Raw genomic sequence first — 15108 nt, forward strand, 5'->3', positions numbered from 1 at the left:
AGATTCCCATGTCACTGTTAGAAATCAAGAATCTCAACGTCCGCTTCGGCGACAAGACCGCCGTACCGGTGGTCGATGGCCTCGACCTGTCGGTCGACAAAGGCGAAGTACTGGCGATCGTTGGCGAGTCGGGCTCGGGTAAATCCGTGACCATGATGGCGCTGATGGGCCTGATCGAGCACCCGGGCATTGTCACCGCCGACGCGCTGACCTTCGACGGCAAGGACATGCTCAAGCTGAGCAACCGTCAGCGTCGCCAGATCGTCGGCAAGGACCTGGCGATGGTCTTCCAGGACCCGATGACCGCGTTGAACCCCAGCTACACCGTGGGTTTCCAGATTGAAGAAGTGCTGCGCCTGCACCTGAAGATGTCCGGCAAGCAAGCACGCAAACGCGCTATCGAGTTGCTGCAAAAAGTGGAAATCCCAGGCGCCGCCAGCCGTATGGATGCCTACCCGCACCAATTGTCCGGAGGTATGAGCCAGCGTGTGGCAATCGCCATGGCGATTGCCGGCGAACCCAAGCTGCTGATCGCCGACGAACCGACCACTGCACTGGACGTGACCATCCAGGCCCAGATCATGGACCTGCTGCTGGCCCTGCAAAAAGAGCAGAACATGGGCCTGGTGTTGATCACTCACGACTTGGCGGTGGTGGCTGAAACCGCCCAGCGCGTGTGCGTGATGTACGCAGGCCAGGCGGTCGAAGTCGGCCAGGTGCCACAACTGTTCGATATTCCGGCACACCCCTATAGCGAAGCGCTGCTCAAGGCGATTCCCGAGCACAGCCTTGGCGCCACGCGCCTGGCCACGCTGCCGGGTATCGTGCCCGGCCGCTATGACCGCCCGCAGGGTTGCCTGCTATCGCCGCGCTGCCCGTACGTGCAGGACTCCTGCCGTGCCCAGCGTCCAGGCCTTGACCCGAAAAGCAACAGCCTCGCCCGCTGCTTCTACCCGCTGAACCAGGAGGTGGCGTAATGGCCGTCGTTCTTACCGCCCGCGACCTTACCCGTCATTACGAAGTGTCCCGTGGCCTGTTCAAGGGCCACGCCACGGTGCGTGCCCTCAATGGCGTGTCCTTCGAGCTGGAAGCCGGCAAGACGCTCGCCGTGGTGGGCGAGTCGGGTTGCGGCAAATCCACCCTGGCCCGTGCACTGACGCTGATTGAAGAGCCATCGTCAGGCTCGCTGAAAATCGCCGGCCAGGAAGTGGCGGGCGCCGACAGGGCCCAGCGCAAGCAACTGCGCAAAGACGTGCAGATGGTATTCCAGAGCCCGTACGCCTCATTGAACCCACGCCAGAAAGTCGGTGATCAACTGGCCGAGCCCTTGCTGATCAACACCAACCTGTCCGCCAGCGAGCGCCGCGAGAAAGTGCAGGCGATGATGAAGCAAGTGGGCCTGCGCCCTGAGCATTATCAGCGCTATCCGCACATGTTCTCCGGTGGCCAGCGCCAGCGTATCGCCCTGGCGCGGGCGATGATGCTGCAACCCAAAGTGCTGGTGGCGGATGAGCCGACGTCCGCACTGGACGTGTCGATCCAGGCCCAGGTGCTCAACCTGTTCATGGACCTGCAGCAGGAGTTCAACACCGCGTACGTGTTCATCTCCCACAACCTGGCGGTGGTGCAGCACGTCGCCGACGACGTGATGGTGATGTACCTCGGCCGCCCGGTGGAAGTGGGCCCCAAGGAAGACATCTATGCACGCCCGCTGCACCCGTACACCCAGGCGCTGCTGTCGGCCACCCCGACCATCCACCCGGACCCGAACAAGCCGAAGATCAAGATCGTCGGCGAGCTGCCCAACCCGCTGAACCCACCACCTGGCTGCGCCTTCCACAAGCGCTGCCCGTACGCGACGGCTCGCTGCAGCAGCGAGGAGCCGCAGTTGCGCGCCTTGGATAACCGCCAAGTGGCGTGTCACTACGCGGAACAGTTCGTCGCCTGACCCCGCAATAAAAATGCTCCGGGTGTTGAGACCGGAGCATTGGATGAGTTCCACCGCCCCACCCGTCGGATTGCGCATCAGTCCGGCAGGCGGGGCTTTTTTTCACGTCGACTTATGTATCGCTGTCACCGTCGCTGGTGTCATCGTCGTCCGGCGGTGCTTGCTGATCGTCGTCATCCTTGGAGCCACCCTGGTCTTCATCACCGGGTTCCGATTCACTCTTGGCCAGTTGCAAGCCTGCGGCCTGGGCCGTCTTCGCCGTCACGTACCCCGGGGCCTGGCTCTGCACAGCCGTATTGGCCCATGCAGACGAAATGCCCAGGGACAACATCACCAGCACTTTTAGCATCAGCACTAAACGTTGAAAGATAGTCATGGTCGATTTCCGTCCAGTCAGTGAATCATGTGCGCCAGCATTCGACCGGCGCTGTGGATTAAGCTAGTTCCGATACCGGTTTTACGCCACTTGCGCCTTACGTATCACCGTCATCGTAGGTTTCGCTGTCTTCGCCTTCGTTGTAGGGGTTTTCCGCATCTTCCTTGGGCGCGGGTTGAGCCTGGGGCTGCCAGCCACCGGAGTTGACCTCCTTCTGCTTTTTTTTGCTTACAGGCCCGGTGTCCTTCCACTGGGGTGTGCCCGCATCCGCCAGCGCCATTGAGCCGCACAGCCCCAAGGCGAACAGCAGCACCAGTTGAGTGATGCGTTGAGTTATACGCACGGGCGTCTCCTGATCCGTCGGTGAAAGGGTGAAATATTTGAAACGCTAGACGGAATGTGAGGTTCTCGCCAATCCGGCCCCTGGAGGTGATCAACATGTGGGAAAGGGCTGGCGTCCGGCAGGGCTGGCGTCCGGCAGCGCTGGGTCAGTCAACTGTTGCAGACACTGGCCCCCTGCTATCCGCAACAGCCTCCTCCCTTCTTCTGGTTGGCGCCAGACAATAAAAAAGGGCGAAGCCATGACAGCTTCGCCCTTTCTCTACCGCTCAGACCTTAGTGGTGCTCACGGGTCGCGCGGAATTTCACGTCCGGCCAGCGCTCTTCCATCAGCGCCAGGTTGACCCGGGTCGGTGCCAGGTAGGTCAGGTGACCGCCGCCGTCCATCGCCAGGTTTTCCACGGCCTTGTTGGAGAACTCTTCCAACTTCTTCTTATCGCTGCAATCGATCCAGCGCGCGGAATATACGGTGATCGGCTCGTAGGAGCATTCGACCTTGTATTCCTCTTTCAAACGGCTGGCCACCACATCGAACTGCAGCACACCCACGGCGCCGAGAATGATGTCGTTGCTGCGCTCGGGGAAGAACACCTGGGTGGCGCCCTCTTCCGCCAACTGCTGCAGGCCCTGGCGCAGTTGCTTGGATTTCAGCGGGTCGCGCAGGCGTACGCGGCGGAACAGTTCCGGCGCAAAGTGCGGGATACCGGTGAAGCCCAGGGTTTCGCCTTCGGTAAAGGTGTCGCCGATCTGGATGGTGCCGTGGTTGTGCAGGCCGATGATGTCGCCGGCGTAGGCTTCCTCGAGCTGTTCACGCTCGGAGGAGAAGAACGTCAGGGCGTCGCCGATGCGCACGTCCTTGCCGGTGCGTACGTGGCGCATCTTCATGCCTTTTTCGTATTTGCCGGAACAGATACGCATGAACGCGATACGGTCACGGTGCTTGGGGTCCATGTTCGCCTGGATCTTGAACACGAAGCCCGAGAACTTCTCTTCCACCGGCTCCACGGTGCGCTCGTTGGCTACACGCGCCAGCGGGCGCGGGGCCCAGTCCACCACGGCGTCGAGCACGTGGTCGACACCGAAGTTGCCCAGGGCGGTGCCGAAGAATACCGGCGTCAGTTGGCCGTCGAGGAATTCCTGCTGGTTGAACTCGTGGCAGGCGCCTTGCACCAGCTCCAGCTGATCGACGAAACGGTCGTACTCATCGCCCAGATGGGCGCGGGCTTCGTCCGAGTCCAGCTTCTCGATGATCTTGGTTTCGGTGCGTTCGTGACCGTGGCCGGCGGTATAGACAATGATGTAGTCGTCGGCCAGGTGGTACACGCCCTTGAAGTCACGGTAGCAACCGATCGGCCAGGTGATCGGCGCGGCCTTGATCTTCAGGACGGCTTCGATTTCATCCAACAGCTCGATGGGGTCGCGAATATCACGGTCGAGTTTGTTGATGAAGCTGACGATAGGCGTGTCACGCAGACGGCACACGTCCATCAGCGCGATGGTACGTGGCTCGACACCTTTACCGCCGTCGAGAACCATCAACGCCGAGTCCACCGCAGTCAGGGTGCGGTAGGTGTCTTCGGAGAAGTCTTCGTGGCCGGGGGTGTCGAGCAGGTTGACCATATGGTCGCGGTACGGGAACTGCATGACCGACGTGGTAATGGAAATACCCCGTTGTTTTTCCATTTCCATCCAGTCAGAGGTGGCATGGCGGTCGGATTTGCGGGATTTCACCGTGCCGGCCACCGCGATTGCCTTGCCCATCAGCAAGAGCTTCTCGGTGATAGTGGTTTTACCGGCATCGGGGTGGGAAATAATGGCGAAAGTGCGGCGTTTCGCGACTTCGGCGGCCTGGTGGGTCATGGGAAATCGCCTGGCAGGTGAGTCAAAAAAGGGCGGCGAGTATAGCGCAAACCCCGCGGGCCGGACCACCGTTCACCCGATTGGGGGTGGCTAAATGCTGCCAAGTGTGGAACCTTTTAAAAGGTAGAGACGTCCACTCCCCTGCTACCGCACTCGGAACAGGGGCTGAAAAATCAGCAAGTTAGCCTGACGAGGCTGCGCTCATGGCTCGATCGCATACCGCGTTGCCGGTATCGGCGAGCTGCTTTTCGCGAACACATTCGACGACAGCCAGCAATGGCATGCCACGAAGGAATGTGTTCGCCGACAGAAGAAAAAAAGGAGTCCGCCTGTGGCTATTCGCTATGGCAAAGGGCTGATAGGAGGAGCGGTTGTCGTCGCTCTCCTGGCCCTGCTGGTCCACTGGATCGGCATCAACACGATCGAACTGTACCGCGACGATTTGTTGTTTTACCTGCAAGCTCACCTGATCCTCGTTCTTGTCTCCATGCTGGCCGCCCTCGTTGTGGGCATCCCAGCCGGTATCCTGCTCAGCCGACCGCACATGGTCGGGCGCGCAGAACGCTTCATGCAGATATTCAACATCGGCAACACCGTCCCTCCCCTGGCCGTCCTGGCCATCGCCCTTGGCGTCCTCGGCATCGGCAGCGGCCCGGCCATCTTCGCATTGTTCCTCGCCTCCCTCCTGCCCATCGTGCGCAACACCTACGAAGGTCTCAAAAACGTCCAGGGTTCCCTCAAAGAAGCCGCCACAGGCATCGGCATGACGCCGCGCCAGGTGCTGTTTCGCGTGGAACTGCCCAACGCCGTGCCGATCATCATCGGTGGCGTGCGCGTGGCCCTGGCGATCAACGTGGGTACGGCGCCGCTGGCGTTCCTGATTGGTGCCAACAGCCTGGGCAGCCTGATCTTCCCCGGTATCGCCCTGAACAATCAGCCGCAACTGCTGCTCGGCGCCGCGTGCACCGCACTGCTGGCGTTGCTGCTTGACGGTCTGGTGACCCTGGCCAGCCGCCTCTGGCTGGAACGCGGGCTGCGTGCGTCCTAAGGAACCGACATGAAAAAACTGACCTTGATACTGAGCTGCTTCCTGCTGTTTGCAGGTTTTGCACAGGCGGCTGAAAAACCCGTCATCCGCATCGGCGCCCGGGTGTTCACCGAACAGACCCTGCTCGCGGAAATCACCTCCCAATACCTGCGCACCAAGGGCTATGACACCCGCGTGACCGGCGGCCTGGGCAGCAACCTGGCACGCAGTGCCCAGGAAAGCGGGCAACTGGACCTGATCTGGGAATACACCGGCGTGTCGCTGGTGGCTTATAACCACATCGATGAAAAGCTCGACAGTGAGCAGTCCTACGCCCGAGTAAAAGAGCTCGATGCGAAAAAGGGCCTGGTCTGGCTGGCGCCGTCGCGCTTCAGCAACACCTATGCGCTGGCGCTGCCCGAGAACGTGGCCAAGGCACATCCAGACATCAAGAGCATCAGCGACCTGACGAAAGCTATGGCCGAACACACCAACGACCACCGTCTGGTGGCCCTGGACACCGAGTTCGCCAACCGCTCCGACGGCCTTGCCGGCATGGTCAAGCTGTATGACATGAACCTCACGCGCAAAAACACCCGGCAGATGGACGCGGGCCTGGTCTACACCGCGTTGCGTAATGGCCAGGTATTCGCCGGTTTGGTCTACACCACCGACGGTCGCCTGAATGCCTTCAAATTGACGCTACTGGAAGACGACAAGCACTACTTCCCGGACTACACCGCTGCGCCGGTGGTGCGTCAGGTTTATCTCGATGCCCATCCGCAATTGGCGGCGGACCTCAAGCCGCTGGCGGCACTGTTCGACGACCAAACCATGCGCCAGCTGAACGCGCGGGTCGACGTCGGCCATGAAAGCCCGTCCGCCGTGGCTGCAGACTTCCTGCGCCAACACCCCATCAGCCAATAAGAGGAGAAGACATGGAATTCCTGAACGCCTTTTCCCATCTTGATTGGGCCCAAGTACTGCACCTGACCTGGCAGCACATCACGCTGGTCGGCATCGCCGTGTTGCTGGCGATCTTCATTGGCGTGCCCCTGGGCATCCTGATGACCCGCTTCCCGACACTCGCCGGCCCCTTGCAGGCCAGCGCCACGGTGCTGCTGACCGTGCCGTCCATCGCCCTGTTCGGCCTGCTGCTGCCGTTCTACTCCAAGTTCGGCCAGGGCCTGGGGCCGATGCCGGCGATCACCGCCGTGTTCCTCTACTCCTTGTTGCCGATCATGCGTAACACCTACCTGGCCCTTACCGGCGTGGAACCGGGCATTCGCGAAGCCGCACGCGGTATCGGCATGACCTTCGGCCAGCGCCTGCGCATGGTCGAATTGCCCATCGCCGTACCGGTGATCCTCGCCGGTGTGCGCACTGCCGTGGTGATGAATATCGGTGTGATGACCATCGCCGCCACCATCGGCGCCGGTGGCCTGGGTGTACTTATTCTGGCTTCCATCAGCCGCAGCGACATGTCGATGCTGATTGTCGGCGCCGTGCTGGTCAGTCTCCTGGCCATCTTCGCCGACCTGCTTCTGCAATGGCTCCAACGCTCGCTGACTCCAAAAGGATTGCTCAAATGATCGAACTTCAAAACCTGTCCAAGACCTTCCAAAGCAACGGCAAGACCATCACTGCCGTCAACGATGTAAGCCTGACCGTTAACGAAGGCGAAATTTGCGTATTCCTCGGCCCGTCGGGTTGCGGCAAGAGCACCACGCTGAAGATGATCAACCGCCTCATCAAGCCCACGTCGGGGAAGATTCTGATCAACGGCGAAGACACCACCGACCTCGACGAAGTGACCTTGCGCCGCAACATCGGCTATGTGATCCAGCAGATCGGCCTGTTCCCCAACATGACCATCGAGGAAAACATTGTGGTCGTGCCGAAACTGCTCGGCTGGGACAAGCAGAAATGCCACGACCGCGCCCGTGAGTTGATGAGCATGATCAAGCTGGAACCCAAGCAGTACCTGCACCGCTACCCGCGTGAACTGTCCGGCGGCCAGCAACAGCGGATCGGCGTGATCCGCGCCTTGGCGGCCGATGCGCCGTTGCTGCTGATGGATGAGCCGTTCGGCGCGGTCGACCCGATCAACCGCGAAATGATCCAGAACGAGTTCTTCGAGATGCAGCGAGCGTTGAACAAGACTGTGATCATGGTCAGCCACGACATTGACGAGGCGATCAAGCTGGGTGACAAGATCGCGATCTTCCGCGCCGGCAAACTGCTGCAGATCGATCACCCGGACACCCTGCTGGCCCACCCGGCCGACGAGTTCGTCAGCAACTTCGTGGGCCAGGACAGCACCCTCAAGCGCCTGCTGCTGGTGAAAGCCGAGGATGCGGCCGACAACGCCCCATCGGTGAGCCCGGAAACCCCAGTGGCCGATGCGCTGGAGTTGATGGACGAACACGACCGTCGCTACGTGGTGGTGACTTGCGCCGAGAACAAGGCGCTGGGATATGTACGACGTCGTGACCTGCACCGTCAGACCGGCACCTGCGGCCAATACCTGCGCGAGTTCAACGCCACGGCAGCGTATGACGAGCATTTGCGCATCCTGTTGTCGCGCATGTACGAATTCAACCGCTCCTGGTTGCCGGTCATGGATGCGGAGCGGGTGTTCCTGGGCGAGGTGACGCAGGAGTCGATTGCCGAGTACCTGAGCTCGGGCAAGTCCCGTGGGGGCAAGACCAGCATTGTGTCGCCTGCCGAGATTGCCCTGGCCTGACACACCCCCTTGTGGCGAGGGAGCTTGCTCCCGTCGGGCTGCACAGCAGCCCCAGAACAGACGACTCAATAGTGTCAGGTATAGGGTGTCGAGCTGTTAGGAGCCGCTTCGCGGCCCAGCGGGAGCAAGCTCCCTCGCCACAAAAGCCACCCCAATTCCCGCCAATTTGCCCACTCTTGAGTCCTGTGGGGGCAAGACCAGCATTGTGTCGCCTGCCGAGACTGCCCTGGCCTGACACACCCCCTTGTGGCGAGGGAGCTTGCTCCCGTCGGGCTGCGCAGCAGCCCCAGAACAGGCGACTCAATAGTGTCAGATATACGGTGTCGAGCTGTTATGGGGCCGCTTCGCGCCCCAGCGGGAGCAAGCTCCCTCGCCACAAAAGCCACCCCAATTCCCGCCAATTTGCCCACTCTTGAGTCCAGTGGGGGCAAGACCAGCATTGTGTCGCCTGCCGAGACTGCCCTGGCCTGACACAACCCCTTGTGGCGAGGGAGCTTGCTCCCGTCGGGCTGCGCAGCAGCCCCAGAACAGACGACTCAATTGTGTCAGGTATAGGGTGTCGAGCTGTTAGGGGGCCGCTTCGCGGCCCAGCGGGAGCAAGCTCCCTCGCCACAAAAGCCACCCCGATTCCCGCCAATTTGCCCACTCTTGAGTCCTGTGGGGGCAAGACCAGCATTGCGTCGCCTGCCGAGACTGCCCTGGCCTGACACACCCCCTTGTGGCGAGGGAGCTTGCTCCCGTCGGGCTGCGCAACAGCCCCAGAACAGACGACTCAATTGTGTCAGGTACAGGGTGTCGAGCTGTTAGGGGGCCGCTTCGCGGCCCAGAGGGAGCAAGCTCCCTCGCCACAAAAGCCACCCGGTTCCTGCCAATTAGCCCACTCTTGAGTCCTGTGGGGGCAAGACCAGCATTGTGTCGCCTGCCGAGACTGCCCTGCCCTGACACAACCCCTTGTGGCGAGGGAGCTTGCTCCCGTCGGGCTGCGCAGCAGCCCCAGAACAGGCGACTCAATAGTGTCAGGTATACGGTGTCGAGCTGTTAGGGGGCCGCTGCGCGCCCCAGCGGGAGCAAGCTCCCTCGCCACACAAGCCGCCCCGATTCCCGCCAATTGGCCCACTCTTGAGTCCTGTGGGGGTAAGACCAGCATTGCGTCGCCTGCCGAGACTGCCCTGGCCTGACACAACCCCCTTGTGGCGAGGGAGCTTGCTCCCGCTGGGCTGCGCAGCAGCCCCAGAACAGACGACTCAATTGTGTCAGGTCTAGGGTGTCGAGCTGTTAGGGGGCCGCTTCGCGGCCCAGCGGGAGCAAGCTCCCTCGCCACAAAAGCCGCCCCGATTGCCGCCAATTTGGCCCCTCTTGGGAACATCAATCCGTCATACCGGTCGGTTACATAGGTAGCTGCACGGGGTGCTGCGACGAACGCGTGCAAAAACGCGACATTTTTAGTTGATCTATAGCCCCTCACGTCCTAAAGTTCGCGCCGAACGTCCATGCTGGAAACGATCCATCCGGCTCAAGTACTGACGACGAGACAGCAAGGCCAAGGGAAGCGGTTGAACCCATGGCCTTTTTGCTTTCGGCGACATGCCTTGGGAAGTAGGCGAACCAAAGTGGGGATACGGAGGACGTTCATTTGCACCCATTGCTAATTTCAGTTTGCCCTTAGGAGTTCCCAGCATGTCGATTCAGGTCGAAGATTATTTCGCGCGCGCCACTTTTGACAAAATGAAGGCGTTCGCCGACAAGCAAGAAACCCCGTTCGTGGTGATCGACACCGCGATGATCAGCCAGGCCTATGATGACCTGCGCGCAGGTTTCGAATTCGCCAAAGTCTATTACGCGGTCAAGGCCAACCCGGCGGTCGAGATCATCGACCTGCTCAAGGACAAAGGCTCGAGCTTCGACATCGCCTCGATCTACGAGCTGGACAAGGTACTGGGCCGCGGCGTCAGCCCGGACCGTATCAGCTACGGCAACACCATCAAGAAATCCAAGGACATCCGCTACTTCTTCGAAAAAGGCGTGCGCCTGTTTTCCACTGACTCCGAAGCCGACCTGCGCAACATCGCCAAGGCTGCGCCGGGCTCGAAAGTGTATGTGCGTATCCTTACCGAAGGCTCGACCACGGCCGACTGGCCTCTGTCGCGTAAATTCGGCTGCCAGACCGACATGGCCATGGACCTGTTGATCCTCGCCCGCGACCTGGGCCTGGTTCCCTACGGCATCTCGTTCCACGTGGGTTCGCAGCAGCGCGACATCAGCGTCTGGGACGCGGCGATTGCCAAGGTCAAAGTGATCTTCGAGCGCCTGAAAGAAGAAGACGGCATCCACCTCAAGCTGATCAACATGGGCGGCGGCTTTCCGGCCAACTACATCACCCGCACCAACAGCCTGGAAACCTACGCTGAGGAAATCATCCGCTTCCTCAAGGAAGACTTCGGCGACGACCTGCCGGAAATCATCCTGGAGCCGGGCCGTTCGTTGATTGCCAACGCCGGTATCCTGGTCAGCGAAGTGGTGCTGGTGGCGCGTAAGTCCCGTACCGCCGTCGAGCGTTGGGTGTACACCGATGTGGGCAAGTTCTCCGGCCTGATCGAAACCATGGACGAAGCCATCAAATTCCCGATCTGGACCGAGAAGAAAGGTGAGATGGAAGAAGTGGTCATCGCCGGCCCTACCTGCGATAGCGCCGATATCATGTACGAAAACTACAAGTACGGCCTGCCGCTGAACCTGGCGATCGGCGACCGTTTGTACTGGCTGTCGACCGGCGCGTACACCACCAGCTACAGCGCGGTTGAATTCAACGGCTTCCCACCGTTGAAGTCTTACTACGTATAACGCCACCGCACACAAAAAACCCATGACATGTCATGGGTTTTTTTATGCCTCACGACAGGCTAGCGGCGCGTTGCCGGTAAGCGTCCGCCATGGCGCGGATCTGCGGATCATTGGCCGCGGCCAACGTTTTTTGAGCCGTTTGCAGAAACTTGAGATTGCCGCCCGCCAGCGCTTTGCGCAGCCAATCCAACGCTTCATCGGTCTGGGCGCGATCAGCCAACACCGCTGCGTAACTGAACTGCCCGCGAAAATCACCGCCCTGGGCGGAGCGGCGGTACCACTCGACAGCGGCATCCAGATCCCTTGGGCAAAACTGCCCGTCTTCCAGATAACGACCCACCAGATTCATGGATTTGGCATGACCCTGCTCTGCCGCCAGGCGATAAAACACCAACGCTTGCGCTCGGTCTTCAGCGACGCCTCGGCCGGTTGCCAGCAGGTTGGCATAGTTGTACTGGCCCCAATCCAGCCCGGCCTCTGCCGCCAGACGATATTCCCGCGCAGCCGCCCTCTCATCGACGGCACAACCCCAACCCTGTTCCAGGCAACGCCCAGCCATGTTGCGCGCCATTAAATGGCCGCCCTTGGCTGCAATCCGGAACCAGCGCAGTGCCAACGCTTCATCCCGTTCGATGCCGCGCCCGTCCAGCAAGATTTGCCCCAGCAACGCCTGAGCGTCGATCACGCCTTCCTTCGCCGCCATCAGGATCGCCTGGGCGGCGCGCACTGGGGAATCGTCGAGCATGCGTTGCAGTTGCTCGACATCAAGCACTTCTTCGCGGCGCAATAAAAAGCCCATGTCAGACCTCGACCCAGCGCCGCAACAGGTTGTGATAGGTGCCGGTAAGCTGGATCAGGGCCGGGTGGTCGGGGACGTCGCGGGTCAGTTGCTGGATGGCACCGTCCATCTCGAACAGCAAGGTGCGCTGGCTGTCTTCACGCACCAGGCTTTGGGTCCAGAAGAACGAGGCATAGCGCGCACCACGGGTCACGGCGTTGACTTTATGCAGGCTGGAACCGGGGTACAGCACCATGTCGCCGGCCGGCAACTTGACGCGCTGCAGGCCGAAGGTGTCCTGGATTTCCAATTCGCCGCCGTCGTATTCATCCGGGTCGCTGAAGAACAGGGTCGACGACAGGTCAGTACGCACCCGCTCGTGACTGCCCCGCGCCTGGCGCACGGCGTTGTCGATATGGAAGTCGAAACTGCCGCCGGCGGTGTAACAGTTAAGCAACGGCGGGAAGACCTTGTGCGGCAACGCCGCTGACATGAACAGCGGGTTTTTCCACAACCGCTCCAGCATCGCCGCACCAATTTCCTTGGCCAGCGGGTGGCCTTCGGGCAATTGCAGGTTGTGCTTGGCTTTGGCCGACTGATGCCCGGCGGTGATCTTGCCGTCGGCCCATTCAGTGGTTTCCAGGGCCTGGCGAATGCGCTGCACTTCCTCACGAGAGAACAGGCCGGGTATGTGCAGCAGCATGGGGGCAATCCTGAAAACGGAAGGCGCTAATGGTATTGATTCTTATCCTCTATGTAAAACACCGGGACGAACGAGTTCGTAGAAACCGTAAGCCAAAAGTGTAAAGAATGTAAATTCAATGCAAATAGCAATGTATCGCAATTGATAGAAAGTCTTGTTGACCCTATATTTCGCGGCCTCACATCCTTGGGGAAAGGACACGTCATGTCGCGCACCACTACAAAAACACCCGCCAGTTCACCACGCATGCTGGCTTCGGCCATCGGCGTCGCCCTCAGTGCCAGCTCTGTCGCCCACCTGGCGCAAGCGGCTGAAGACACCGAACAAAAAGGTGAGCGCAACAGCATCTCCCTCGGCGCCACCAGCATTACCGGCCAGGAACAGGACAACACGTCCTATCAGGTGGAAAAAGCCTCCTCGCAGAAGTACACCGCACCGCTGGTGGACACTCCGCGCTCGGTCACTGTAGTGCCGCAACAAGTGCTGAAAGACACTGCCGCCACTTCGCTGCAAGATGCGCTGCGTACCGTCCCGGGAATCACCTTCGGTGCTGGTGAAGGCGGCAACCCTCAAGGCGACCGCCCGTTCATCCGTGGGTTTGACGCTCAGGGCGACACCTACCTGGACGGCGTGCGCGATACCGGCGGCCAGAGCCGCGAGATCTTCGACATCGAATCGATTGAAGTCAGCAAAGGTCCGAACTCGTCTTTCGGCGGCCGCGGCTCGGCTGGCGGCAGCCTCAATCTGGTAAGCAAGACGCCCCAGGCGCGGGACTTCACCAACGGTGGCTTCACCTACGGCTCTGACCAGACCCGCCGCTACGTACTCGACGTGAACCGTCAGTTCCTCGACAACGCCGCGTTCCGCCTGAACCTGATGAGCCACGAGCAGAACGTGGCCGGCCGCGATGCGATCAATTACGACCGTTGGGGCGTGGCGCCGTCGCTGACGTTCGGCCTAGGCACCCCAACCCGCGTCAACCTCAGCTACTACCACATGGAAAGCGATGATCTGCCGGACTCGGGCATTCCCTACGGCTACAGCAACAGCGGCGCCAAAGCCGTCCATGTGCACGACAAACCCACCGACGGTGGCAGCAGCAGCAACTTCTATGGTTTGAAAGACCGAGACTTCCGCAAGACGCGCGCCGACATCAGCACGTTCTCCGTCGAGCATGACTTGAACGATAACATGACGCTGAAGAACACCTTGCGCCATGGCAGCACCGGCCAGGACTACATCCTCACCCAGCCGGATGACAGCCAGCACAACGTCAACCAGTTCGGTACGGTGTGGCGTCGCGCCAACACCCGTGTTTCGACCACCGAAACCACCACCAACCAAACCGATCTGTTTGGCAATTTCCAACTGGCGGGGATGAAGCACTCCTACTCCACCGGGCTGGAATTCACCGGTGAAGAAACCCGTGTCAGCGGCTACACCGTCAGCCCCAACGGCAACCCTGTTTGCACCGTAGCCAAGGGCAGCCTGGGCGGTCAGTGCACGTCATTGAGCAACCCGAACCCGGACGATGCGTGGAACGGCAGCGTCGCGCGCAATTACAACGGCACCAACACCAAGGCCACCAGCCGCGCCGCGTATGTGTTCGACACCATCGAACTCGACCCGAAATGGCTGTTGAACGTGGGCCTGCGCTACGACACCTTCGACACCGTCGCCAATACCAATGCCACCACCGGCCGCAGCAAAATCAAGGACGACAGCCAATTCTTCAACTGGCAGGCGGGCCTGGTCTGGAAGCCGATGGAGAACGGCAGCATCTACACCTCCTACGCCACCTCGGCCTCCCCTGCCGGTGGCCTGGTCGGTGAAGGCGCCGATGGCAACCCACTGTCGGCCGGCGCCGCCACCAGCGACCTGCAACCGGAGGAAACCGTCAACTACGAGCTGGGTACCAAGTGGGACCTGTTCCACAACCGCCTGTCCCTGACCGCTGCGGTATTTCGCACCGAGAAGAAAAACACGCGAATCCTGGTGGATTCGATGACCTACCAAAACGCCGGCGAGTCCCGTGTTGACGGCCTGGAGCTGTCCGCCAGCGGCAAGCTCACTGACCAGTGGCAGGTGTTTGCCGGCTACAGCTACCTGAAAAGCGAACTGGTGGATGCCGGTCTCAATGGCCGTAATGGTGTCGTCAGCAGCGGTTCCAACAAAGGCAACGAAATGCCCAACACGCCGAAGAACACCTTCAGCCTGTGGACCACTTACGACATCACGCCAAAGCTGACCATCGGCGGCGGCGCGTTCTACGTCGACCAGGTTTACGGCGATGCGGCCAACACCGTCTACGTGCCGTCCTACACCCGCTACGACGCCATGGCCAGCTACAAGCTGACCAAGAACATCGACCTGCAATTGAACGTGCAAAACCTGACCGACAAGACCTACTACGACAAAGCCTACGCGGCGCACTTCGCCAACCAGGCGGCCGGTCGTACGGCGCTGTTGACCACCAGCTTCCATTTCTAA

At 60.7% G+C, this 15108-nt stretch carries 13 protein-coding genes; 8 read left to right on the plus strand and 5 right to left on the minus strand.

Translation table 11 applies throughout. The features are described from left to right. Positions 1-8: 8 nt before the first annotated feature. Entirely contained in the window at positions 9-977 is a 969-nt protein-coding gene (locus EXW71_RS11675) for an ABC transporter ATP-binding protein (protein WP_123714547.1), read from the plus strand. Then, positions 977-1948 carry a peptide ABC transporter ATP-binding protein gene (locus EXW71_RS11680; RefSeq protein WP_123714546.1) on the plus strand — a complete coding sequence of 324 codons (972 nt, stop codon included), beginning with the start codon at positions 977-979 and terminating at the stop codon, positions 1946-1948. The genes EXW71_RS11675 and EXW71_RS11680 overlap by 1 nt, the downstream gene beginning before the upstream one ends. 112 nt (positions 1949-2060) lie before the next feature. On the opposite strand, the gene EXW71_RS11685 is transcribed toward EXW71_RS11680, so the two are convergent. The 3 genes from EXW71_RS11685 to EXW71_RS11695 all read right to left on the minus strand — a co-directional run bounded on the left by EXW71_RS11685 (position 2061) and on the right by EXW71_RS11695 (position 4523). After that, on the minus strand, positions 2061-2324 hold the full coding sequence (locus EXW71_RS11685; RefSeq protein WP_123714545.1) for a hypothetical protein: 264 nt from the start codon (positions 2322-2324) through the stop codon (positions 2061-2063). Positions 2325-2421: 97 nt separating this feature from the next. Continuing rightward, on the minus strand, positions 2422-2667 hold the full coding sequence (locus EXW71_RS11690; protein WP_134658714.1) for a hypothetical protein: 246 nt from the start codon (positions 2665-2667) through the stop codon (positions 2422-2424). Between the two features lie 272 nt (positions 2668-2939). Continuing rightward, positions 2940-4523 carry a peptide chain release factor 3 gene (locus EXW71_RS11695; protein ID WP_123714543.1) on the minus strand — a complete coding sequence of 528 codons (1584 nt, stop codon included), beginning with the start codon at positions 4521-4523 and terminating at the stop codon, positions 2940-2942. A gap of 331 nt (positions 4524-4854) precedes the next feature. Here EXW71_RS11695 and EXW71_RS11700 point away from each other — a divergent pair, with 331 nt between their 5' ends. From EXW71_RS11700 to EXW71_RS11720, 5 genes are all read left to right on the plus strand, one after another. Next, complete coding sequence (locus tag EXW71_RS11700; RefSeq protein ID WP_033903365.1) at positions 4855-5571, plus strand: ABC transporter permease; 717 nt, start codon at positions 4855-4857, stop codon at positions 5569-5571. 9 nt (positions 5572-5580) lie between these two features. Further along, on the plus strand, positions 5581-6477 hold the full coding sequence (locus EXW71_RS11705) for a glycine betaine ABC transporter substrate-binding protein (protein ID WP_134658716.1): 897 nt from the start codon (positions 5581-5583) through the stop codon (positions 6475-6477). A gap of 11 nt (positions 6478-6488) precedes the next feature. After that, positions 6489-7142: an ABC transporter permease gene (locus EXW71_RS11710; protein ID WP_065900622.1), complete on the plus strand. Its 654-nt coding sequence runs from the start codon at positions 6489-6491 to the stop codon at positions 7140-7142. After that, on the plus strand, positions 7139-8296 hold the full coding sequence (locus EXW71_RS11715) for a betaine/proline/choline family ABC transporter ATP-binding protein (protein WP_134658717.1): 1158 nt from the start codon (positions 7139-7141) through the stop codon (positions 8294-8296). The genes EXW71_RS11710 and EXW71_RS11715 overlap by 4 nt, the downstream gene beginning before the upstream one ends. 1677 nt (positions 8297-9973) lie before the next feature. Continuing rightward, positions 9974-11137: a type III PLP-dependent enzyme gene (locus tag EXW71_RS11720; RefSeq protein WP_060754887.1), complete on the plus strand. Its 1164-nt coding sequence runs from the start codon at positions 9974-9976 to the stop codon at positions 11135-11137. Positions 11138-11186: 49 nt separating this feature from the next. Here EXW71_RS11720 and EXW71_RS11725 read toward each other — a convergent pair whose 3' ends face one another. Beyond that, positions 11187-11936 (minus strand): tetratricopeptide repeat protein, encoded by a 750-nt coding sequence (locus EXW71_RS11725; RefSeq protein ID WP_134658719.1) that lies wholly within the window; start codon positions 11934-11936, stop codon positions 11187-11189. A gap of 1 nt (position 11937) precedes the next feature. Then, the gene (locus EXW71_RS11730) at positions 11938-12618 is read right to left on the minus strand and encodes a Fe2+-dependent dioxygenase (RefSeq protein WP_025856255.1); all 681 of its coding nucleotides are present in this window, start codon (positions 12616-12618) and stop codon (positions 11938-11940) included. A 204-nt stretch (positions 12619-12822) separates the two neighbouring features. Here EXW71_RS11730 and EXW71_RS11735 point away from each other — a divergent pair, with 204 nt between their 5' ends. Next, on the plus strand, positions 12823-15108 hold the full coding sequence (locus EXW71_RS11735; protein WP_134658721.1) for a TonB-dependent siderophore receptor: 2286 nt from the start codon (positions 12823-12825) through the stop codon (positions 15106-15108).

This window comes from Pseudomonas sp. BCA17 (assembly GCF_004519405.1).
Lineage (GTDB): Bacteria > Pseudomonadota > Gammaproteobacteria > Pseudomonadales > Pseudomonadaceae > Aquipseudomonas.

Coding starts and splice junctions, on each gene's coding strand:
- EXW71_RS11675 (WP_123714547.1), top strand. CDS start 9: ATGTCACTGTTAGAAATCAAGAATCTCAACGTCCGCTTCGGCGACAAG.
- EXW71_RS11680 (WP_123714546.1), top strand. CDS start 977: ATGGCCGTCGTTCTTACCGCCCGCGACCTTACCCGTCATTACGAAGTG.
- EXW71_RS11685 (WP_123714545.1), bottom strand. CDS start 2,324: ATGACTATCTTTCAACGTTTAGTGCTGATGCTAAAAGTGCTGGTGATG.
- EXW71_RS11695 (WP_123714543.1), bottom strand. CDS start 4,523: ATGACCCACCAGGCCGCCGAAGTCGCGAAACGCCGCACTTTCGCCATT.
- EXW71_RS11705 (WP_134658716.1), top strand. CDS start 5,581: ATGAAAAAACTGACCTTGATACTGAGCTGCTTCCTGCTGTTTGCAGGT.
- EXW71_RS11710 (WP_065900622.1), top strand. CDS start 6,489: ATGGAATTCCTGAACGCCTTTTCCCATCTTGATTGGGCCCAAGTACTG.
- EXW71_RS11715 (WP_134658717.1), top strand. CDS start 7,139: ATGATCGAACTTCAAAACCTGTCCAAGACCTTCCAAAGCAACGGCAAG.
- EXW71_RS11720 (WP_060754887.1), top strand. CDS start 9,974: ATGTCGATTCAGGTCGAAGATTATTTCGCGCGCGCCACTTTTGACAAA.
- EXW71_RS11725 (WP_134658719.1), bottom strand. CDS start 11,936: ATGGGCTTTTTATTGCGCCGCGAAGAAGTGCTTGATGTCGAGCAACTG.
- EXW71_RS11730 (WP_025856255.1), bottom strand. CDS start 12,618: ATGCTGCTGCACATACCCGGCCTGTTCTCTCGTGAGGAAGTGCAGCGC.
- EXW71_RS11735 (WP_134658721.1), top strand. CDS start 12,823: ATGTCGCGCACCACTACAAAAACACCCGCCAGTTCACCACGCATGCTG.